The 19912-nt window shown below is 39.4% G+C and carries 20 protein-coding genes, 2 tRNA genes and 2 rRNA genes; 5 read left to right on the top strand and 19 right to left on the bottom strand.

Annotated elements, in window-relative coordinates; genetic code table 11:
• Positions 1-76: 76 nt before the first annotated feature.
• Entirely contained in the window at positions 77-652 is a 576-nt protein-coding gene (locus MHI18_RS13035; RefSeq protein WP_340847929.1) for a hypothetical protein, read from the bottom strand.
• A 148-nt stretch (positions 653-800) separates the two neighbouring features.
• Between MHI18_RS13035 and MHI18_RS13030 the strand changes: the two genes are divergently transcribed.
• On the top strand, positions 801-2213 hold the full coding sequence (locus MHI18_RS13030; RefSeq protein WP_340847928.1) for a PQQ-dependent sugar dehydrogenase: 1413 nt from the start codon (positions 801-803) through the stop codon (positions 2211-2213).
• A 97-nt stretch (positions 2214-2310) separates the two neighbouring features.
• On the opposite strand, the gene MHI18_RS13025 is transcribed toward MHI18_RS13030, so the two are convergent.
• From MHI18_RS13025 to MHI18_RS13005, 5 genes are all read right to left on the bottom strand, one after another.
• The gene (locus MHI18_RS13025; protein WP_340847926.1) at positions 2311-3327 is read right to left on the bottom strand and encodes an oxidoreductase; all 1017 of its coding nucleotides are present in this window, start codon (positions 3325-3327) and stop codon (positions 2311-2313) included.
• A gap of 105 nt (positions 3328-3432) precedes the next feature.
• The gene (locus MHI18_RS13020) at positions 3433-4344 is read right to left on the bottom strand and encodes a PTS system mannose/fructose/sorbose family transporter subunit IID (protein WP_340847925.1); all 912 of its coding nucleotides are present in this window, start codon (positions 4342-4344) and stop codon (positions 3433-3435) included.
• Between the two features lie 22 nt (positions 4345-4366).
• Complete coding sequence (locus MHI18_RS13015) at positions 4367-5173, bottom strand: PTS mannose/fructose/sorbose transporter subunit IIC (RefSeq protein WP_340850288.1); 807 nt, start codon at positions 5171-5173, stop codon at positions 4367-4369.
• Between the two features lie 37 nt (positions 5174-5210).
• Entirely contained in the window at positions 5211-6185 is a 975-nt protein-coding gene (locus tag MHI18_RS13010) for a mannose/fructose/sorbose PTS transporter subunit IIA (RefSeq protein ID WP_340847923.1), read from the bottom strand.
• Between the two features lie 934 nt (positions 6186-7119).
• Positions 7120-7491 (bottom strand): DUF956 family protein, encoded by a 372-nt coding sequence (locus MHI18_RS13005; RefSeq protein WP_340847922.1) that lies wholly within the window; start codon positions 7489-7491, stop codon positions 7120-7122.
• Between the two features lie 437 nt (positions 7492-7928).
• Between MHI18_RS13005 and MHI18_RS13000 the strand changes: the two genes are divergently transcribed.
• Positions 7929-8255: a hypothetical protein gene (locus MHI18_RS13000; RefSeq protein ID WP_340847921.1), complete on the top strand. Its 327-nt coding sequence runs from the start codon at positions 7929-7931 to the stop codon at positions 8253-8255.
• Between the two features lie 397 nt (positions 8256-8652).
• Here MHI18_RS13000 and MHI18_RS12995 read toward each other — a convergent pair whose 3' ends face one another.
• The 3 genes from MHI18_RS12995 to groES form a co-directional block, all read right to left on the bottom strand.
• Positions 8653-9081 carry a hypothetical protein gene (locus MHI18_RS12995; RefSeq protein WP_340847920.1) on the bottom strand — a complete coding sequence of 143 codons (429 nt, stop codon included), beginning with the start codon at positions 9079-9081 and terminating at the stop codon, positions 8653-8655.
• A 384-nt stretch (positions 9082-9465) separates the two neighbouring features.
• Complete coding sequence (gene groL / locus MHI18_RS12990; protein ID WP_340847918.1) at positions 9466-11088, bottom strand: chaperonin GroEL; 1623 nt, start codon at positions 11086-11088, stop codon at positions 9466-9468.
• Positions 11089-11150: 62 nt separating this feature from the next.
• Positions 11151-11435, bottom strand: coding sequence for a co-chaperone GroES (gene groES / locus MHI18_RS12985; RefSeq protein WP_040376616.1), 285 nt, complete (start codon positions 11433-11435; stop codon positions 11151-11153).
• 338 nt (positions 11436-11773) lie between these two features.
• Here groES and MHI18_RS12980 point away from each other — a divergent pair, with 338 nt between their 5' ends.
• A complete protein-coding gene (locus MHI18_RS12980) occupies positions 11774-12511 on the top strand; it encodes a CPBP family intramembrane glutamic endopeptidase (RefSeq protein ID WP_340847915.1) in 738 nt (245 codons plus the stop codon).
• Positions 12508-12720 (top strand): YdiK family protein, encoded by a 213-nt coding sequence (locus MHI18_RS12975; RefSeq protein ID WP_340847913.1) that lies wholly within the window; start codon positions 12508-12510, stop codon positions 12718-12720. Before MHI18_RS12980 ends, MHI18_RS12975 begins: the two co-directional genes overlap by 4 nt.
• 38 nt (positions 12721-12758) lie before the next feature.
• Here MHI18_RS12975 and MHI18_RS12970 read toward each other — a convergent pair whose 3' ends face one another.
• Together MHI18_RS12970 and moaC are read right to left on the bottom strand one after the other, a co-directional pair.
• Positions 12759-13421: a redox-sensing transcriptional repressor Rex gene (locus MHI18_RS12970; RefSeq protein ID WP_340847912.1), complete on the bottom strand. Its 663-nt coding sequence runs from the start codon at positions 13419-13421 to the stop codon at positions 12759-12761.
• A 34-nt stretch (positions 13422-13455) separates the two neighbouring features.
• A complete protein-coding gene (moaC, locus tag MHI18_RS12965; RefSeq protein ID WP_340847911.1) occupies positions 13456-13959 on the bottom strand; it encodes a cyclic pyranopterin monophosphate synthase MoaC in 504 nt (167 codons plus the stop codon).
• 147 nt (positions 13960-14106) lie between these two features.
• Here moaC and MHI18_RS12960 point away from each other — a divergent pair, with 147 nt between their 5' ends.
• Positions 14107-16026 (top strand): ABC-F family ATP-binding cassette domain-containing protein, encoded by a 1920-nt coding sequence (locus MHI18_RS12960; RefSeq protein WP_340847910.1) that lies wholly within the window; start codon positions 14107-14109, stop codon positions 16024-16026.
• A 334-nt stretch (positions 16027-16360) separates the two neighbouring features.
• Here MHI18_RS12960 and tsaD read toward each other — a convergent pair whose 3' ends face one another.
• The 8 genes from tsaD to rrf (MHI18_RS12920) form a co-directional block, all read right to left on the bottom strand.
• Entirely contained in the window at positions 16361-17377 is a 1017-nt protein-coding gene (gene tsaD, locus MHI18_RS12955; RefSeq protein ID WP_340847909.1) for a tRNA (adenosine(37)-N6)-threonylcarbamoyltransferase complex transferase subunit TsaD, read from the bottom strand.
• Positions 17374-17826, bottom strand: a complete 453-nt coding sequence (gene rimI / locus MHI18_RS12950) for a ribosomal protein S18-alanine N-acetyltransferase (protein ID WP_340850287.1) — start codon at positions 17824-17826, stop codon at positions 17374-17376. The genes tsaD and rimI overlap by 4 nt, the downstream gene beginning before the upstream one ends.
• A 34-nt stretch (positions 17827-17860) precedes the next feature.
• Positions 17861-18565, bottom strand: a complete 705-nt coding sequence (tsaB, locus tag MHI18_RS12945) for a tRNA (adenosine(37)-N6)-threonylcarbamoyltransferase complex dimerization subunit type 1 TsaB (RefSeq protein WP_340847907.1) — start codon at positions 18563-18565, stop codon at positions 17861-17863.
• A complete protein-coding gene (gene tsaE, locus MHI18_RS12940) occupies positions 18565-19017 on the bottom strand; it encodes a tRNA (adenosine(37)-N6)-threonylcarbamoyltransferase complex ATPase subunit type 1 TsaE (RefSeq protein ID WP_340850286.1) in 453 nt (150 codons plus the stop codon). Before tsaE ends, tsaB begins: the two co-directional genes overlap by 1 nt.
• Before the next feature lie 201 nt (positions 19018-19218).
• Positions 19219-19292, bottom strand: a tRNA-Met gene (locus tag MHI18_RS12935).
• A 30-nt stretch (positions 19293-19322) separates the two neighbouring features.
• A 5S ribosomal RNA gene (gene rrf / locus MHI18_RS12930) occupies positions 19323-19438 on the bottom strand.
• Between the two features lie 251 nt (positions 19439-19689).
• A tRNA-Met gene (locus tag MHI18_RS12925) sits at positions 19690-19763 on the bottom strand.
• Between the two features lie 29 nt (positions 19764-19792).
• Positions 19793-19908: ribosomal RNA gene (gene rrf, locus MHI18_RS12920) — 5S ribosomal RNA — on the bottom strand.
• Positions 19909-19912 lie beyond the last annotated feature (4 nt).

Here is a 19912-nt window from a genome sequence, read left to right as displayed (position 1 = left end):
CAAAAATAACATGTATACATTCCTATTCTTTGTCATGGTCCTATATGACCTGAAGGTTGTTAGGAATAGTTTCTCTCTATTCATAAGATCTAAACCTGTGAGCCAATCGTTTCCATGTAAACGAACAAGCTTCTGCGGCTATCCATGCATACAACATACTGAACATCACGATCAGCAATAAAGGACGATACTGAAGAGAAGTACCAAAACCTGGTCCTAATACTGGAAAGCCGAAAATAAATAGAAGCATTATAATGCCTATAAATAAGGCCGCTCCCCCCAAAGAAACAACCCAAAATCGTGTTTGCGACGTATAGAAGGAAACACCAAGGACTAGTCCAAGAACCCCGGTTGTAAAGGAGAAAATAAGGAGTTCACTGGGCTGGATAATCATTAAAAGGAGAAACGTAACACAATAAGAAAGGAAACCGTGCCTGATGGATACAATTGTTGCTAAGAATATTGGTAAAGTCGTCATGGCACTTACAATAAAACCGATACCTGGCGCATATGCTCCTGCTGACTGAAGTATAGCTGCAAAAGAACTTAGTACCGCTGTAAATATCAGTTTTGTAGTAGGTGACAACTCCTTAATGTCATGTTTGATTTCAACGAAAGGGTCCTGCCAATACTGTACGACTACATTTATCACGCATCCCACCCCCGGCAACTAGTAAGCTGCTACCCTTATGCTATTCACTGTTTTATAGAAAAATCCCTATTGGTTTACCAACTCCTGTATTAATAATACTGTTCTCCTCATATTCTTTTAAAAGAGTATAAAAGGAGCGTGAAGTTTGTTGATAAAAGTTAAGGTTAGCTTACAGCCTATTGTCAGCAAGGTAAATTTACCGACCGTTTTGAAAACAGCGATACTTCCTGGTGACTCCAAAGAAACATTATTTATTGCAACTCAGGTAGGAGAGATTTTTTACATAAGAGATGGAAGTGTACGGATCTTTTTAGATATTCGTACTCGGATTGTGAAACTAGGTACTTCTGGTGGGTATGATGAACGAGGATTGCTGGGGCTGGCATTTCATCCTGGATTTTATAATAACGGTCTGTTTTATCTTCATTATTCATCAGCTGGAACACAAGGTCCAGGTGCTCTTTCTGAGTCTTTTTCGCCGGACCCGTGTGATCCAAAAACGTTAAACCTTACATGGAAAGATAGAGACACTCAATATGATCATATCGATACTGTGGAAGAATGGACTTTACCATCGAGTGGGCAACCTCAAAAGCGCCGGACATTACTAAACATAAGAAGACCCTTTTCGAATCATAATGGGTTCAATAGCTTGAATTTTTCACCTGAAACAGGAAAACTCGTTTTAACTACGGGGGATGGCGGATCAGGCTATGATCCATTCAATTTAAGCCAAAATGACATGGAAATCGCCGGTAAAATAGTCGAAATTGATGTAGGTAAACACACACTTATCCAGAACCCACCCGTAGTCACACGCTTTCATGAACTTCCCGTCCCTATTCAGGAAACACTCTCAGTGGTTGCCAAAGGGGTTCGAAATATACCGGGCATTTCATTTCAAAAATTTCATAATCAATACATTAAATATGTAGGAAACGTCGGACAGGATTTGGTAGAGTCCATTTTTTCATTCAATCAGAATAACCCCCTACCGGTTACCCAGCTTGTCCAAGCTTATTTAATGCAAGCTGAAACTAACCAAGAAGGTTTGGTTAACTTTGGCTGGCGATCATGGGAAGGTATTTTCCCTACTCAGATTATCAAGGACTGTACCGCAAATCCGGCCTTAACTGAGAAAACAATGGCTTATTATGAGGAAGCAGTACGCGATTCAGTAACACGTCTTCAACCAGTAACCAGCTACTATCATAAAGATCCACGAACCGATAAATTTCAAGGAACTGCACTTACAGGCGTGCAAGCTTACATGGGGAATAACATCCCAGCATTAACCGGAAGCGTTGTGTTTACCGACCTTTCCCGGAAGGAAGAAACTAAATCCCCAGCCAAAGGGGTACTAGCTTATACTCGGCTAAGAACAGATGGTAGACCAAATGATTTCAGCGTGATTCAAACCGATTACCATTTTGGGAATCAATCAGCTTATTACGTTAGTTTAGGAACGAATCTAGATCAAACTAAACTCTATTTAGGGGTTTATGGATCTATGAAGGTGACTGACTTTAACCAAGGGACGATATTTGAGATTATTCCGTGATTCAAAGGAATAATCATATAAAAAAACCATCTCCTGAATTTTAGGAGATGGTTTTTCTTCACATGAACGGCCTTAGTTGCTAAGAACATTATTCATTTCACTTTAAATCTCTAACTCCGGTTTCCAATATCTCCATTTGCAGCAGGATCTGTTCGTCTGTAATGGTTTTAGCTTTCCCGTTGACGATAGACTCATATAAATCATCGTATACTCTTCCATAGTCTCCATTTACCGATTTCACTTTCTCTTCGTGTATGTTTCCTTCTTCATCAATATAGGTCAGTACACCATACTGTTTAATCGTATCGATACCAAAGTCTTTGTTATTAGGCATGTAAAATAACTTTAAATGTTCTTCCTGGCGGTCTTTAGTTTCTTTCACAAAGCATCCCTTTTTGCCATGAACGACGAAGCTTGGTCTTTCTTTGAGTCTAAAATAACTGGATTTCACTGATACTTTTAACGTGCCATAATATAGGTCCAAATCGAAGTAATCATTCATTCTTCCTTGTCCTAGTAATTGTCTTACATCGTAATGAATATGTTCCGGTTTTCCGAAATAGCTGATTACCTGATCCAGTGTATGACAGCCATGTCCGTATAAAAAGGACAAAGCAGGATCAGAGGAATGAACGGACTCTGGTACTTCAGAACGATAATAGTCATAATGCATTTCCACTTCCAGCAAGTCCCCTAATTTCCCTTCTTCAATAACCTTCTGAACCGTTAAAAAATCGCTGTCAAAGCGCCGGTTTTGATACGCTTGAACGATTAGTCCTTTCTCTTTTGCCAGTGCGAATATTTCTTTCGCCTCCTTGGACGTTTCCATAAAAGGCTTTTCAACCAAGCAGTGTTTATTGTGTTCTAATACAAATTTTGCGTATTCAAGATGACTGTCATGTTTAGTACAAACCACAATCAGCTGAATATCCTTATCAGTTAATAATTCATCTAAAACAGAAGTATAATGGACCCCTTCAATCCGGTCCCAGTCTTCATGATCAGGATTTCTTTGATAGATGGTTTTAACCTTTATATTCTCTCTTTGCAAGACGAACGGAAGATGATATCTGTTCGTGCTTTTTCCATTTCCTATGTAACCAATAGTAAGCATAGCTTCCTCCTAAAATCTATTTGTCTAGTACCATGCATATGAAAAGCACCTTCTTAACATAAGCTCATGCTAGAAGGTGCTTTATATTTATTCGAGAATGACTAGTTACATCAAGTGTACTAAGTGGAATACAATACCTACTACGAATAACCCAAGAATCATAACGATAGGAGATACTTTCTTCTTAAGCAGCCACATGCAGAAAAGTGTTAATAGTAATCCTGCTAATCCAGGAATTAAACTATCCAAGTTACTTTGTAAAGTGGTTACTTTCTCAGCGGTCAATGAAAGCCCGGAAGCTTGTTGTTCCAGCGCCGATTTAATCCCTTCCGCACCTGCCGGAAGTTTATCCCACTCGATAAAAGCGCCGTCATCAAGTTGAACTTTAGAAACGGTTGGAGTAAAACTTACAGATACCCAACGGTTAACTAATGCCCCAAGGATAAACATACCGAGTATGGATGCTCCTTTGGTAATATCTCGAAGCAGCCCGCCAGATAAATCTTCCGTGATCTTAGATCCAGCTTTGTAACCGAATTCCTGCGTATACCATGTGAATCCCATCCGAAGCAGATTCCATAAAACAAAGTAAAGAATAGGACCTAGGATATTACCAGTCATAGCAAGGGAAGCTGCTAACGCACCAAGAATCGGCTTAATTGTAAACCAGAAAACTGGATCCCCGATACCTGCTAAAGGTCCCATCATTCCGACTTTAACCCCTTGTATCGCTACGTCATCAACAGGCGCGCCATTTGCTCGTTCTTCTTCAAGCGCCAACGTTACACCCAATATAGGTGAAGCTACATATGGATGCGTATTAAAGAACTCTAAGTGGCGTTTTAGTGCAGCCGAACGATCTTCTTTTGTTTTATATAATTTCTTAATGGCTGGAATCATTGCGTATGCCCAACCGCCGTTTTGCATCCGTTCATAGTTCCAAGAACCTTGAATGAAAGTTGAACGCCACCAAACAGAAATACGATCTTTTTTTGATAATCTTAATTCTTGTTCCATTTTTCCGTCCTCCTTCATTTTCTTAGTAACTATCAATAATGTCGCCTATCGGATCACCTGTATTACCGTTACCGCCATTGCCTCCGCCTGAACCGCCTTGTTTAGAAAGTGCTAGATAGATAAGTGCAATAGCCACACCGATCGCACCTAGACCGATAAGTGTGATTTGTGAAACAGTCGCTAATACGAACCCAATGGCAAAGAACGGCCATACTTCTTTTGTTGCCATCATATTAATAACCATGGCATAACCAACGGCTACAACCATTCCGCCGCCGATTGCTAAACCGTCTGTCAACCACATTGGCATAGATTCAAGCAGGTTTCTAACTGGGCCAGCGCCAATTGCTACAATTAAGGCAGCTGGAATTGCTATACGCAGCCCTTGCAAACAGATTGCCATGATGTGCCAAAATTCAACTTTTCTAATGTTTCCATCCTGAGCCGCAGCATCCATAAAGTGAACAAATGCTGTTGCTATCGTACGGCAGATGATCGTTAACAATAAACCTGCAACTGCAAGTGGAACAGCAATCGCGATTGCAGAAGATACACCATCTTGACCTTGTCCGCTTAAAACTAAAATAATGGCAGATGCAACAGCTGCCAACGCAGCATCCGGTGCTACGGCAGCTCCAATATTCGCCCAGCCTAAAGCGATCATTTGAAGCGTACCGCCTAAGATAAGACAAGGTACAACTTGTCCTGTAGCTAAGCCGATTAACGTACATGCAATGATTGGTTGATGGAAGTGGAATTCATCCAGAATACCTTCTACACCAGCCAAAAATGCAACGAGAACGACTAATATGATTTGAATAATCGTCAAATCCATGATGATTTATCCTCCCTTTTTTTCATGATAATCATGATTGTTTTTGTTTGTTTAACTCCTCTTGCGCCTTTTTAATAATTTCAGCCATATTGCCTTTTGAATCGTTCGGAACTTTACGTACATCAAATTTCAAACCAAGCTCTTTTAGTCTTGCAAACGTATCAATATCATCTTGACTAAATGCCAATACCTTATTCGGTTGTACTTTACCAAGCGAGTGTGCCATAGAACCGACATTAATCGTCTCCAATGGAACGCCGCCTTCAACTGCTTTTAGTGCATCTTGCGGGTTTTCAAAAAGCAGCAATGCGCGCTCGCTGCCGAAGTGTTGATCATCTTTTGCAAGTTCAATCATTTTTTTGACCGGAACAACGTGTGCCCTTACACCGGGCGGGGCAGCTTGTTGAATCAATTTCTTACGAAGCTCATCCTTAGCTACTGTGTCAGATACAACGATAATACGAGTTGGCTGCGTCGATTTTGTCCAAGCTGTCGCTACCTGTCCATGAAGCAAGCGAGAGTCAATGCGTGCTAACACATATTCGAATGTACCCGGGACACCTGCCGTTGATCGTTGATCTTCAGATGCAACTGATACCGCTGGTTCTAACTCTTCAGGTTTTACTTTAACTCCTTCTTTAGCTGTTCCTAAAATTTGCGCGGCAATTTCATGCGCTGTGTTCATGGAAAAGCGCGATGCAAAGGCTTCAATTAACATAGGTAAGTTCATTCCGGCAACAATTGCCCATGTGTCTTGATGTTCTTCAAACAAGCTGTTGGCTTGGTTGAAAGGAGTACCACCCCAAAGATCGACTAAGAATAATACTTCGTCTTGGTTGTCGAAAGAGGAGATTGCTTCAGTTATTTTTGCTTTTACACCATCAGGTCCTTCGCTCGGCATCAATGTAACAGCTTTTACATTTTCTTGTACTCCAAAGATCATCTCCCCGGATTGCAAGATACCATTGGCAAATTCGCCGTGACTAGCAATGATAATCCCTACCATCTTTTTACCTCCTATTAATATAGTAATAATTAAACCGGTGATACACGTCCAGTTATTCCTTAAGGTATTACCCATCGACCCGAAAGCGTTTCCACAAGCGCCAAAAAAGGCATGAATAAAAAGTTGATAATGAAGATATAGGTATAGAATGCACCCTTTTTCTTCATCTATCAATACTCTTCACTCATGCCTGATCGAATCAGTAACACGTAAAAAATAATGGCGATGGATATTTAGTATTATATTGCAAACGCTTTAATCATCTTTCATAGAGATTATAGCACATAAAATAATCCATTTCCATGCAAAAATTAACTTTTTCATGTGACTCTCCACTCATAACAAGGACTATTCTATCAATTGCAGATTATAGACTACGAATGCTTGTGAATCCCCGCTAGGCAACGACTTTCAATGAATTATTTTCAGTTAAAAAACATAAAAACCGGGTAAAAATTATGTGTACAGTGAAAAAAAATGACAATAAAAGTTCACAAATTTGGTTCGGTACCAATAAAAAAAGACAAGTTCCAGCTTGTCTTAGACTGTAGACAAACTCGATGAAATTAAGTTTGTCTACAGTCTTCTTTTTTTAGTTTGTAAAAATGGTTCTGTTGATTTCCGTTCCAAGCGCTTCGCTTTCCGCGGGCGGGCGGTGAGCCTCCTCATCGCTTACGCTCTTGCGGGGTCTCACCTGTCCCGCTATTCCCGCAGGAGTCTTCACGCCTTCCTCTCCAATCAACCGTCTCTCTATATTCAATCTTGAATTAAAACCCAGCGTTTGAACGGCAACACGTGCTACCCTAGAACAGATTCAGGAGGATAACATCCATGAAATGTGTTCAAAATGCAAACGAGGTACGGAATGAAACCATTCCGTACCTCGTTTGTCTACTAACTGAGACAAGTTTCTACTTGTCTTTATTGTGTGTATTCACTTTTTAAATGTATTCTTCATTCCGCGTTTGATAACATCAAAAAAACTTAATGATTGAACCATACGATTCGGCTCAACATATTCACGAACTGCTCGCAAAACTTTTTTCGAATCTTTTGATGAAAATGTATATGTCCCGTTTCGCTTCGTTTTAATAGCATAACGCGGTATCCATTTCCCTTTGAACATGATCGAAGCAATAACACTATCAACTTCTTCCCAGGAAATTTGGATAAATTTCCGAGCATCACGATTATTAAAAAATTCAAATCCCTTGTTTCCAATCATAATTTTTCCGTAATCAGGAAGTCCCATATGTGAGGTTGCATCAATAACTAAATCGACTTTTGTATTAATTGATTGAACCATGTATATCCACTTCTCTCTTTTATTAATCATGATTATACTCATCTTTTCACTTTAAGCAAAACTTATACATGATAAAGGATCTCAGCTAAATTCTAATAAAATTGAGATGATAGAGTTAAAGAATCTTCTATAGCAACTAAATACCAAAGGAATATGTTTACTACTACCTAAATTATATTAAAAAAATGCCGGCATCACAATGTATAAATCAGTGGTATGACGGTCTTATCCGTGAACAAATGATGAAGAATGTGTTTCCTCATGAAAAAAAGTCTTTATACATCCTCTATCTCAGTTATACCGAATTATAGGTATTACTGTTCACACTATGGGCTAATATCAATCTTCTTGTCCCTTTTTCTATTACATAACGGGATTATGAATTTATACCTATTAACAGAATTAGTATATAATTACATTAAGAGGTGAATTGTAATATGGGAAATATACAAAATACATTTGGTTTAAACAATTTTAAAACGATAAAAGAAACATCAAAAGCTATTGAATTTAAAAATATTGTAACCGATGAAATAGTTTATTTACTTCCAAACAAAGAAATTACTATAGTTTTAAATCCAAAAATTGTAGAAAAAAATAAAGATCTACAAGTAAAATCTACCGGGTTAATTCATAATACAGCTTTCCTAAACTTCCCCAAGAGAGAACACACTGGTAATGGACCAATTTGCTTTGGATATGCTTATAAATTCCAATCAGATGATGAGGTAGATGGATTTTTACGTGAATTAAAGCCTTTGTAAAGGTTGATATCTAATTGAGTCTTTAATCATTTTAGATAAAGTTACTTAGCATGCCTCTTCGCCAAGGAGTTAAGGCATATCAATACTGTTCTAAGTCGACTATGTACTTGAAAACAGGGAGGCGGTGAGGTACTAATCGCTTCCCATTATCCACTGACCATATAATGCATTGATTGTTGCATTAAGTTAATTCTATGCAAGATAACGAACGCCTAGTATTTATCCTCCTTAATCTGTGTGTTACAACCTTCACTCTACAGTACCTATATCTTCTAGAATAAAGATTCATCACTATCCACAGCTAGTTTTAATAGTTGTTTCCATAGAATCAAATCACCACACTACGTGAATATCGCTTAAATACATTTAGTAAATCCCCTTTTCTCTTCTTTTTATTTTAATTGATTAAATTTTCAAGCCAGTTAATCAATATAGGTATCTCATCATTATAAATTGTAGCAATGACCTTTTTTCCATCTGTTATAATCAGGGAATCCAAAGGTACATTGTTTGCCTCAACGACTTCAGATATTCCACTATCCGGCCAGTTAGTTCCACTTAAAAATGGTGGCTCTGCTCCAACTAGAAATCTTGAAGGGTCTTTTTCTAGCTGTGAAATCAGCTTGTGATTGAGATTATAACCTACAAATTCATACACTTGATTATTTACCTCTACGATAATTGTTAATTTATATAACGATGTTCTAAATAATCTTTTTTGTTCTTTAATGTTAGGTTTAATCTTGAAATTTACTTCTTTTAGTTTCAGTGGTTTAGTTTTTTCTACATGATAAGTTGCTTGGTCTAAACTCATAGGCACTTCCATAGTCTCATTCCTCTATTAATATTTTGTTGGCCATAACCTGGCCCGATTGCGGAACAATCTTTATACGACTCTACCCTATATTCAATTTTACGAAAACGTCAAGCCAATTTCCAAACTTTGCGGGCTAAAACAGCCTTAAATCGGGGTTTTAATAAGCGATTTTATAGCGGAAACCTATACTTTTAGACGAATAAAAATAACCACATAACCCACAAGCCCTTCAATATCAAGGTCTAATGTCTATCTCCATATCCCCCAATAAATAAAAAAGAAGCTCCGCACAAGTTCAATGAACTCATGAGAAGCCTCCTTTATTAAACGCAATATTAGCATTACACTCTCATCTTACTCCAAAACCCAATCTAAAGGGTTCTAGGGAGATGATTACATCATGCCGCCCATGCCGCCCATATCAGGCATTGATGGCATTGGGTTTTCTTCTGGTTTGTCTGCAACTACTGCTTCAGTAGTTAGGAACATTGCAGCAACAGATGCAGCGTTTTGAAGCGCTGAGCGTGTTACTTTAGTAGGGTCAACGATACCAGCGTCGATCATGTTTACCCACTCGCCAGTAGCTGCGTTGAAGCCTGTGCCTACTTCTTCGTGTTTTAGGCGCTCTACGATGACAGAACCTTCTAGTCCTGCATTGTGAGCGATTTGACGTACAGGCTCTTCGATCGCACGTAGTACGATGTTGATTCCTGTTTGTTCGTCGCCTTCTGCTGTAATTTCAGCAATTTTGTTGTATACATTAAGAAGTGCTGTACCACCACCGGCTACGATTCCTTCTTCAACCGCTGCACGAGTAGAGTTAAGCGCATCTTCAATGCGAAGTTTGCGTTCTTTTAGTTCTGTTTCAGTAGCAGCTCCGACTTTAATGACAGCTACTCCGCCTGCTAGTTTAGCAAGACGTTCTTGTAATTTTTCACGGTCGAATTCAGAAGTTGTTTCTTCTAATTGAACACGGATTTGGTGTACACGTGCTTGAATTTGTGCTGAATCTCCAGCACCTTCAACGATTGTTGTGTTTTCTTTCGTTACAACAACTTTAGATGCACGGCCTAGTGAAGCTAGTGTTGCTGATTTCAGTTCAAGACCCACTTCTTCAGAAATCACTTCTCCGCCAGTCAATGCAGCGATATCTTCTAGCATTGCTTTACGACGATCTCCGAATCCAGGTGCTTTTACAGCAACTGCATTGAATGTTCCGCGAAGTTTGTTCACAACAAGTGTTGATAGTGCTTCGCCTTCGATGTCTTCAGCAATCAGCAATAGAGATTTTCCTTGTTGAACAACTTGTTCAAGTACAGGAAGAATTTCTTGAATGCTAGAGATTTTTTTGTCTGTAATTAAGATATATGGATTTTCAAGAACTGCTTCCATTTTATCTGGGTTTGTTACCATGTAAGCAGATGCATATCCACGATCGAATTGCATACCTTCTACTACATCTAGTTCAGTTATGAAACCTTTAGATTCTTCAATCGTGATAACACCGTCATTACCAACGCGTTCCATTGCTTCAGCGATTAATTGACCCACTTCTTCGTCAGAAGCTGAGATCGCTGCAACTTGCGCAATAGACTCTTTGTTTTCAATTGGTTTAGAGATGGCTTGTAACTCAGTAATAGCCACTTTCACAGCTTTTTCAATCCCTTTACGAATGCCCATAGGGTTCGCACCAGCCGTTACGTTTTTCAGGCCTTCACGGATCATAGCTTGTGCAAGAACTGTAGCTGTTGTTGTACCATCACCAGCAATGTCATTCGTTTTGCTTGCTACTTCAGCAACCAATTTTGCACCCATGTTTTCGAATGCATCTTCTAATTCAATTTCTTTAGCGATTGTCACACCATCATTCGTAATAAGCGGTGAACCGAATTTCTTTTCAAGAACGACGTTACGTCCTTTTGGTCCAAGTGTCACTTTTACTGCATTAGCGAGTGCATCTACACCGCGAAGCATGGAACGTCGTGCGTCTTCACTGAATTTAATGTCTTTAGCCATATATAAAAACCTCCCAAAGTATTTTTGTATTAGTTTTCGTTTATTAAGTATGTTTAGGACAATTAGCCAATAACAGCTAAGATGTCACTTTCTCTAAGAATTAAGTAGTCTGACCCGTCATATTTCACTTCTGTACCTGCATATTTAGAGAAGATAATCCGATCGCCTTGGGCAACCTCTAAAGCAACACGCTCGCCATTTTCAAGAACACGGCCTGTTCCTACAGCTACAATTTTTCCTTCTTGCGGCTTTTCTTTTGCAGTATCCGGTAAAACGATACCGCTGGCAGTTTTTTCTTCTGATTCAACTAGCTCAATAATTACGCGATCACCTAATGGTTTTAACAAGTGAAACGACCTCCTCAAATTCTACTGGTTAGTGTTTAATTATTAGCACTCATCTACTGTGAGTGCTAACACAATTACTATATTAAATAAATTGGGACATATTTGCAAGTATCTTATCTCTTTTTTTTCTATTAATTTCTTGAGGTGCTTGGGAATACTATAATAAGAAAACACCTTACACCATCTTTAAATCCTTTGCATTTTGGAAACCTTTATGTGGAGTTTGGTCGTTTATTTTGATACTCTTTTATAAGGTAGCTTAGGCTCTCACTAGTGCGATTCATTTTGTTGGGTTTACGGCAGGCTGCCTTTACCGCAACATCGAAGGAGTTATGAGTTTGAAGAGAGAATATTGGTACATTATTATTGTTTATATTGCAATGCAGTTATCGAGTATCGTTGGTGTTCCTCTTTTAATGATGTTTGGGATCTGGAGAGGAGCCGAAAAAAATGCCGAGCTTCAACAGCTTTCTGGCGCGTATTGGATTGTTATCAGCTTCCTTATAGGATTGATAGCAACATTATTCTTAATACGAAAAGAAGTGAAAAATAATAGTGATTTACGAAAACATCAAGCGTCTGTTCCTACCTCTATTTTTTGGGGATTCGCCGGAATCTTTCTTGCGTTATTTTCTCAATCCATAGCAGGAATGATTGAAACAGCCATCGGCATTGAGGCAGGTTCTGAGAATACGCAGACAATTATTAATTTAATTCTCAATGTTCCTCTGGTCTTATTTGTTAGTTCTGTTATTGGACCGATTCTTGAGGAAATCGTTTTTCGTAAAATTATTTTTGGATCCCTGCACAAACGACTTAACTTTTTCTTATCTGCTCTGATTAGTTCATTAATATTTGGGGCCGCTCACGGCGAATTTATTCATTTATTGCTCTACACTGCGATGGGATTTGTTTTTGCCTTTTTATATGTAAAAACCAATCGTATCTTAGTCCCCATCTTTGCGCACGTGTCCATGAACTCCTTAGTGGTCATTACTCAAATTTACAAAGATGATATTGAAAAATTCCTGAAGGACGCAGAGCACGTGCAAAACTTCATCGGAGGGTTTTTATGAAACGAATTTCACCTTTAACTTTAGCCATTATTTATATGGCTTTAGGCGCGTTATTTATCTTTATGTCCATCCAAACGGTTTCTAGATCCGGATGGGGCTTCTTCGCCTATTTTCTTGTATTGTTGGCCACACTTGATTTAGGATCAGGCATTCGAATGCTGCTCCTGCACTTAAAAATTAAATCTATCCAGAAAAAGAATAAGAAATAACAAAAAACGCTGCTTATAATCTGGCAGCGTTTTTGTATTTAATCGGTGATGGCCTGAATATTGGCTGATGGGTAATGCTTTAAGAAATAAATTAATGATTGCAGTTCAATAGATAAATCAATGTGGTGAACTCTTATGGCAGCCGGTACAGTAAGGCGTGCCGGAGTAAAATTTAAAATCCCTTTAACATTTGATTTAACGAGGTAATCCGTAATGGTTTGCGCCACATGTGATGGCACAGTTAAGATTGCGACAGATATATCACGTTGATTTAACTGTTCTTCTAACTCGTCCATATGGTACACCGGAACGTCACAGATTCTCGTGCCCACCTTACTTTCGTCAACATCAAAGGCTAACTCAATAATCGTGTTATTATTCTTTAAGAAATTATAATTCAAAAAAGCTGTACCCAAGTTACCTACACCTATTAAGGCTACTTTAGTCAACTCATCTTGATCCAGTGTTTTCCGGAAAAATGATAAAAGATAATTAACGTTATATCCGTAGCCTTTTTTACCAAGTGCACCAAAATAAGAAAAATCCCGGCGTATCGTGGCAGAATCTACCTTAACAGCTTCGCTGAGTTCAGCTGAAGAAACACGCTGTTTGCCTGACGAATGTAGGTTTTTTAGAAAACGATAGTATAAGGGTAATCTCTTGGCGGTTGCCTGCGGTATCTTCAAATGTTCTGGGCTCATATATTTTCCCCGCTTTCACAAATGTTTCCGAATCCTATTCTTCGGTTTGATTAATCTGCCTCTGGTAGTCGGGACTGGAAACACCACCGGTTTTTTCAACTAAAAACGTTGGTCCTATGATCATACCCTTATCCACAGCCTTACACATATCATAAACAGTCAGTGCAGCTGCTGAAACAGCTGTTAACGCTTCCATTTCCACACCTGTGCTTCCCTTTGTCTTAGCCGTTGCTTCAATCTGCAGACGATGATTATCGTCCTCTTTTAACCAGTTAAAAGAGATATTCACACCTTGTAATGAAATGGGATGACACATAGGAATAATGTTGGACGTATTCTTACAAGCCATGATTCCCGCTACCTGGGCAACAGCAAGTACGTCTCCCTTTTTCATTTTATTGTTGGTTATTTTTTCGTAAATTTCTTCATTCAGCAATATGCTCGACTGAGCAACAGCTGTACGAACAGTTTCAGGCTTTTGGCTGATATCAACCATTTTCGCCCTGCCTTCTTCATTAAAATGAGTTAACTCTTTCATTCAAAACACCTCTCCTAAATCATACACTAAAATTCACCATTTGTAATGACTTTGTTTCATCCTTCACATAATCATATTGATACTCACCCTCGCGGATATTGCCTGAATAAGGTACACTATCTATAACGCAATTTAGAGGTGAAAAACATGATTCTATTACAAGTTAACCAATTATCGAAATATTATGGGGCAGAGCTTATTTTATCAAATATGAAGCTCGAAGTTCAAAATAGAGATCGAGTGGCTCTTGTCGGCAGAAATGGTGCAGGGAAATCCACACTATTAAAAATTATTGCTGGTCATCTTTCTCATGATGGCGGCGAGATCATTAAACCTAAAGGTACGACTATTGGCTATATGGCTCAGGATACCGGTTTAGAGTCTGAATTATCCATATGGGATGAAATGCTGACTGTTTTTACTGAGCTGATTGCTAAAGAAAAGCAGCTGCGGCACCTAGAGGTCACGATGGCCAAGCCGGAGACCTATGAAAATGAAACACTCTATAAAAAGATTCTTTCTGAATATGATGCCTTGCAAGTCAAGTTTGCTGAACAGGGCGGGTACCAATATGAAGCAGATATCCGGTCCGTTCTTCATGGGCTGCAATTCTCTACGTTTGATCCATCTACACCGATTGCCACGCTAAGCGGTGGTCAAAAAACCAGGCTTGCACTAGGTAAATTACTCTTAAAGAAACCTGATATTCTTATTCTAGATGAACCGACCAATCACCTTGATATCGATACTCTTTCTTGGCTGGAACAGTATTTACAGGGCTATCCTGGTGCCGTATTAATTGTTTCTCATGATCGTTATTTTCTGGACAAAGTCGTTAACCAGGTCTATGAAATATCTCGTCATTCAATGCGGAAGTACCATGGAAACTATAGTGCCTACTTAGCCTTAAAAGAACTCGACTATGAACGGGATTTAAAGCAATTTGAAAAGCAGCAGGACGAGATTGATAAGCTGAAGGACTTCGTTCAACGTAATATTACCAGAGCTTCAACGACCAAACGGGCACAAAGCCGGCGTAAACAACTAGAAAAAATGGATGTATTGGACAGGCCAAGTGGTGATGAAAAATCAGCGAATTTTTCGTTTCAAATCGAAAGACAAAGCGGGAACGATGTGCTTGCTATTCAGGGAGCAGCCATTGGCTACAACCAAGATTATGTTTCCCGAAACATTAACATCAATATTTCAAAAGGGGACAGTGTAGCGCTTGTTGGTCCTAATGGGGTTGGGAAATCAACCTTATTAAAGACGTTGATTGGAAAGCTTGAATTGCTTTCAGGACAATTTAAAATGGGCACAAACGTCCAAATCAGCTACTACGATCAAGAACAAGCTAATCTCATCTCAAACAAGCGTGTGTTAAATGAGTTATGGGATGAACATCCACTGAAGCCCGAGAAAGAAATCCGTACCATTCTAGGCAATTTTCTTTTTTCCGGTGATGATGTCCTTAAGAACGTCTCATCCCTCAGCGGCGGCGAGAAGGCTCGCCTCGCACTAGCTAAGATGATGATGGAAAAAGGCAACCTGTTAATTTTAGATGAACCGACCAATCACCTAGACCTTGATAGTAAACTGGTGCTCGAAAACGCCTTAATCGATTATCCTGGGACGATCCTCTTCGTTTCCCATGACCGTTACTTTATCAATCGAATTGCCACAAAGGTCATTGAGCTTAGTAAAAACGGCAGTGAAGAATTCCTTGGTGATTATGATTACTACGTAGAGAAGAAACAGGAACAAGCTGAACTCATTGAGCTCGAAAGAAAAGAACACGCGATAAAGGCTGATACACCTCCAGTCGCCACTTCTTATCAAATGGATAAGGAAGTAAAAAAAGTGGAACGACAGCGTAAGCGGAGAATTGAGGAAATAGAAATCGCTACTGAGAAGCTAGAAGAAGAAATCAGAACCTACAATGAACTACTATGCGATCCTGAAATATTCCAAAACCATGAAAAGGTCCTTGAAATCCAAGTGAAACTCGATCAGGCACAATCAGATGTCGATACACTTCTAGAAGAATGGGCTGAACTTGAAGGGTAAGAACAGGCTGCCTCAAGACCCGATAGACGGGCTTGAAGCAGCCTGTTTTCATTTGGTATTCATCTTCTTTCACTTCAATTTATTTTTGTGGATAACTTTTATTTTTTCACATCAACATATCCACAGAATTACCCACAAACAAAAGCTTGATTTACCCACATTCCTTAGAGTTTTCCACATTATCCACAGAAGTCGTCTGTTTTATCCACAATAAGCCGAGTTATACACAATCTGTTTTAATAATCAAAAAACTTTATCCACAGAATAGTGAGATATTTTCCTTTTACCCACAGAAAGAACGTGAGATACCAAATTCGGCATCTCACGCATTTATTCAGAGATTTTCAATATCAAGACCAGGATTACCGTTTAAAGCAAGATCTGATCGCTTGCCTTTTTCAAACAGGATACTTCCAGCTGCACCAATCATCGCTGCATTATCTGTACAAAGAGATAATGGAGGAATCACAAGCTCTATATCCGGAACTACGGTAAAAGCTTCTGTAAGAGCTGCACGAAGTCCCTTATTCGCCGCGACTCCGCCTGCTAGCATAACTTGCTTCACGTTGAAATCTTCAGCTGCCTTAAGGGTTTTTGTGACAAGCACTTCAATGACACTAGCTTGAAAGCTAGCTGCCAAATCTGCCGGTTCTATCGTTTCTCCACGCTGTTCCGCGTTATGCAGAGTATTAATAACCGAAGATTTCAATCCGCTAAAGCTAAAGTCATAGCTTCCATTCAGCCATGCTCTAGGAAGGTTTATCGAAGGGTTCCCCTCATGGGCAAGACGATCAATATGTGGACCGCCTGGATACGGGAAGTTAAGTGTCCGAGCCACCTTATCATACGCTTCTCCTGCTGCATCATCACGAGTCTCACCGATTACCTTAAATGAACCATGCTCTTTAAGTAATACAAGTTCTGTATGCCCCCCTGAAACCACGAGAGACAACGCTGGAAACTTCATTTCCTGTATTAATCGGTTAGCATAGATATGACCTGCTATATGGTGAACACCTACAAGCGGAATCCCATGAGCAAATGCCACGGCTTTAGCTGCGTTAACACCAATTAAAAGGGCGCCTACAAGGCCTGGTCCTTCTGTAACGGCAATTGCATCGATATCCTTATAGGTAACATCTGCTTGAAGTAATGCTTCTTCTATGACAAGTGTAATTTGTTCAACATGCATTCTTGAGGCAATCTCTGGAACAACACCGCCAAAACGCTTATGGCTTTCTATTTGTGATGAAATGACATTGCTTAGAATGTCTGTACCGTTCTTAATAATTGCTGCAGCCGTTTCATCACAGCTTGTTTCAATTCCCAATATAATTTGATCTTTTTTCACGATAAATTCACCCACATAACATATGCATCTTCCTGGTTATCCGTATAATAATTCTTCCGGGTTCCGCCAGTTTGGAATCCGAGTTTTTTATATAAGGATTGTGCCGGTATATTACTTACACGAACCTCTAAAGTCATTTTGATTACTTGCTTGCTTAATGCAACTTCAATCATCTTAACTAGTAAAGCCTCGCCAAGCTTTTGCCCCCTGTATTCTGGCAGTATGGCTATATTGGTAATGTGCGCCTCATCTAAAACAATCCAAGCCCCACAATACCCGACAATCTTTCCTTCATCCTCAATAACCAGGTAAATAGCATATTGATTAGTATTCAATTCATTATAAAAAGCTTCCCTGCTCCATGGAAGTGTAAAAGACTCTCTTTCCACGATTAAAACTTGGTCAATATCTTCTGTTCTCATAAGTCTAAACACTAAAGAATCACTCATCGAAACCGGTCTCTTTTCACCAAGTATTTTCTCATCAAAGGTCATTTTTTTTCGCCTGAGTTTCCAGCCATTTAACTTCTGCTTCAGCCATCCGGACATAATTTGGTACAAATTGATGGATATCTTCTTCATCCTTATCCCTTCCCAATAAAGCCAGCTCACTCGGTCTTGGGTTGAATAATGAGGGCGGGGCAAATACGGCTTGTTCTCCTAATCCCTCTATAATGGCTTCTTGATGCAAAGCGATATCTTGGCCAATGAATAAAATCGATTCATTCGTAGACTTTAACCGTTTAGCCCAATCTACAGATAAAATGTTGCAGTCATCTATGATTGTTTCTAATTTGTTATTGGTGAATTTATAAAGACCTGTAAAGATCAAGCCCCGTCTTGCATCAAACAACGGTGCAATATACCCATCAAAAAAACGAGCATTCGCAGCCAATGCTTCAAGGCTGGATACGCCAGATAGGGGGATTTTTAGGGTCCAAGCCAATGTTTTAGCAATGGTAACACCTATCCTTACACCCGTATAGGATCCTGGTCCTTTTGCTACAACAATTTTATCGAGTTCTCCTGGAGTAGTATCACATTCCTTCAATAAACCCTCAATGGCCGGCATAACACGTAATGAATGATTCTTCTTTAGATTCGTGATATATTCGCCAATTACCTTATCATCCTCTATTAAAGAGATACCTAATATAAAATTTGATGTATCTAACGCTAACACTTTCATTAACAAATCTCCTTACATAACTGAAGGTATCGTTCTCCCTTAGCTTCTAATACAAATTTACGGCTTGTATCACCAATCCGATAGATATTAATGGTCAGCAGTTCATCAGGAAGCTGTTCTTTAATTAAATGTGCCCACTCCACAACCGTAACCCCTGTACCTTCAAAATATTCGTCAAAACCAAGATCTTCATCCTCCGCACTTACCCTATAAACATCCATATGGTAAAGGGGAATCCGCCCTTGGTATTCCTTAATAATCGTAAAGGTAGGGCTGTTGACCACCCGAGTTACGGCTAGACCTTTGGCTAGGCCTTTCGTAAACGCCGTCTTTCCAGCCCCCAAATCTCCTTCTAACGCAATTACCTCTCCACCATTAAGCTTTTCACCTATCTGTTTCGCTAAAGCGAATGTTTGATCTTCATTCTCAGTAACTAACTCATACTGCTGCATATTATCATTCACCCTTATATCCTTCTTTTATCATCGACCTGTAATAAACCTTATACCTGTAGTTTACCTTTTTTCGCTATAGGAAACAACGGATGAACCGGAAATGTGATTTGACGACGAATAGCACTGAGTTAGAAACGAATTTTTCTATCTTTCTAGACATAAAAAAAAACGAAACAATTGTTTCGTTTTTTTAACTGATTGCGGGGACAGGATTTGAACCTGCGACCTTCGGGTTATGAGCCCGACGAGCTACCGGACTGCTCCACCCCGCGACGATTTGAATGAAACTAAAAAATAAATATGCCTGGCAACGTCCTACTCTCACAGGGGGAGACCCCCAACTACCATCGGCGCTGAAGAGCTTAACTTCCGTGTTCGGAATGGGAACGGGTGTGGCCTCTTCGCCATCACTGCCAGACATTATTCATTTCTTACTATAATATTATATTAACATTATTTTTACACAATTGCAAGAGCTTTTTTGTTTCTTTTTTCTTCTAGAAGAAATTGCTGCCTGTGGATCTTTAACTCTAACTTTATTTTCTCCATTTAACAACTGTTTATTCACTATCTCTTTTTTATCATATGACCTGAATCCGATTTAATGACACTTTTAATAGTCGAAACAAAAAAGACAACAGAGAAAGTTCTCTGTTGTCTTTTAAATGATTGCGGGGACAGGATTTGAACCTGCGACCTTCGGGTTATGAGCCCGACGAGCTACCGGACTGCTCCACCCCGCGACGATTTGAATGAAACTAAAAAAGAAACAGCCTGGCAATGTCCTACTCTCACAGGGGGAGACCCCCAACTACCATCGGCGCTGAAGAGCTTAACTTCCGTGTTCGGAATGGGAACGGGTGTGGCCTCTTCGCCATCATTACCAGACTAT

Origin of the sequence: Peribacillus sp. FSL H8-0477, from assembly GCF_038002765.1 — a bacterium.
Taxonomy (GTDB): domain Bacteria; phylum Bacillota; class Bacilli; order Bacillales; family DSM-1321; genus Peribacillus.
The sequence above is the reverse complement of the archived record's forward strand: the minus strand, read 5'-3'. Positions and strand labels throughout refer to the sequence as shown.

Coding starts and splice junctions, on each gene's coding strand:
- MHI18_RS13025 (WP_340847926.1), bottom strand. CDS start 3,327: ATGCTTACTATTGGTTACATAGGAAATGGAAAAAGCACGAACAGATAT.
- MHI18_RS13020 (WP_340847925.1), bottom strand. CDS start 4,344: ATGGAACAAGAATTAAGATTATCAAAAAAAGATCGTATTTCTGTTTGG.
- MHI18_RS13010 (WP_340847923.1), bottom strand. CDS start 6,185: ATGGTAGGGATTATCATTGCTAGTCACGGCGAATTTGCCAATGGTATC.
- MHI18_RS13005 (WP_340847922.1), bottom strand. CDS start 7,491: ATGGTTCAATCAATTAATACAAAAGTCGATTTAGTTATTGATGCAACC.
- MHI18_RS13000 (WP_340847921.1), top strand. CDS start 7,929: ATGGGAAATATACAAAATACATTTGGTTTAAACAATTTTAAAACGATA.
- MHI18_RS12995 (WP_340847920.1), bottom strand. CDS start 9,081: ATGGAAGTGCCTATGAGTTTAGACCAAGCAACTTATCATGTAGAAAAA.
- groL (WP_340847918.1), bottom strand. CDS start 11,088: ATGGCTAAAGACATTAAATTCAGTGAAGACGCACGACGTTCCATGCTT.
- MHI18_RS12975 (WP_340847913.1), top strand. CDS start 12,508: ATGAAACGAATTTCACCTTTAACTTTAGCCATTATTTATATGGCTTTA.
- MHI18_RS12970 (WP_340847912.1), bottom strand. CDS start 13,421: ATGAGCCCAGAACATTTGAAGATACCGCAGGCAACCGCCAAGAGATTA.
- moaC (WP_340847911.1), bottom strand. CDS start 13,959: ATGAAAGAGTTAACTCATTTTAATGAAGAAGGCAGGGCGAAAATGGTT.
- MHI18_RS12960 (WP_340847910.1), top strand. CDS start 14,107: ATGATTCTATTACAAGTTAACCAATTATCGAAATATTATGGGGCAGAG.
- rimI (WP_340850287.1), bottom strand. CDS start 17,826: ATGAGTGATTCTTTAGTGTTTAGACTTATGAGAACAGAAGATATTGAC.
- tsaB (WP_340847907.1), bottom strand. CDS start 18,565: ATGAAAGTGTTAGCGTTAGATACATCAAATTTTATATTAGGTATCTCT.
- tsaE (WP_340850286.1), bottom strand. CDS start 19,017: ATGCAGCAGTATGAGTTAGTTACTGAGAATGAAGATCAAACATTCGCT.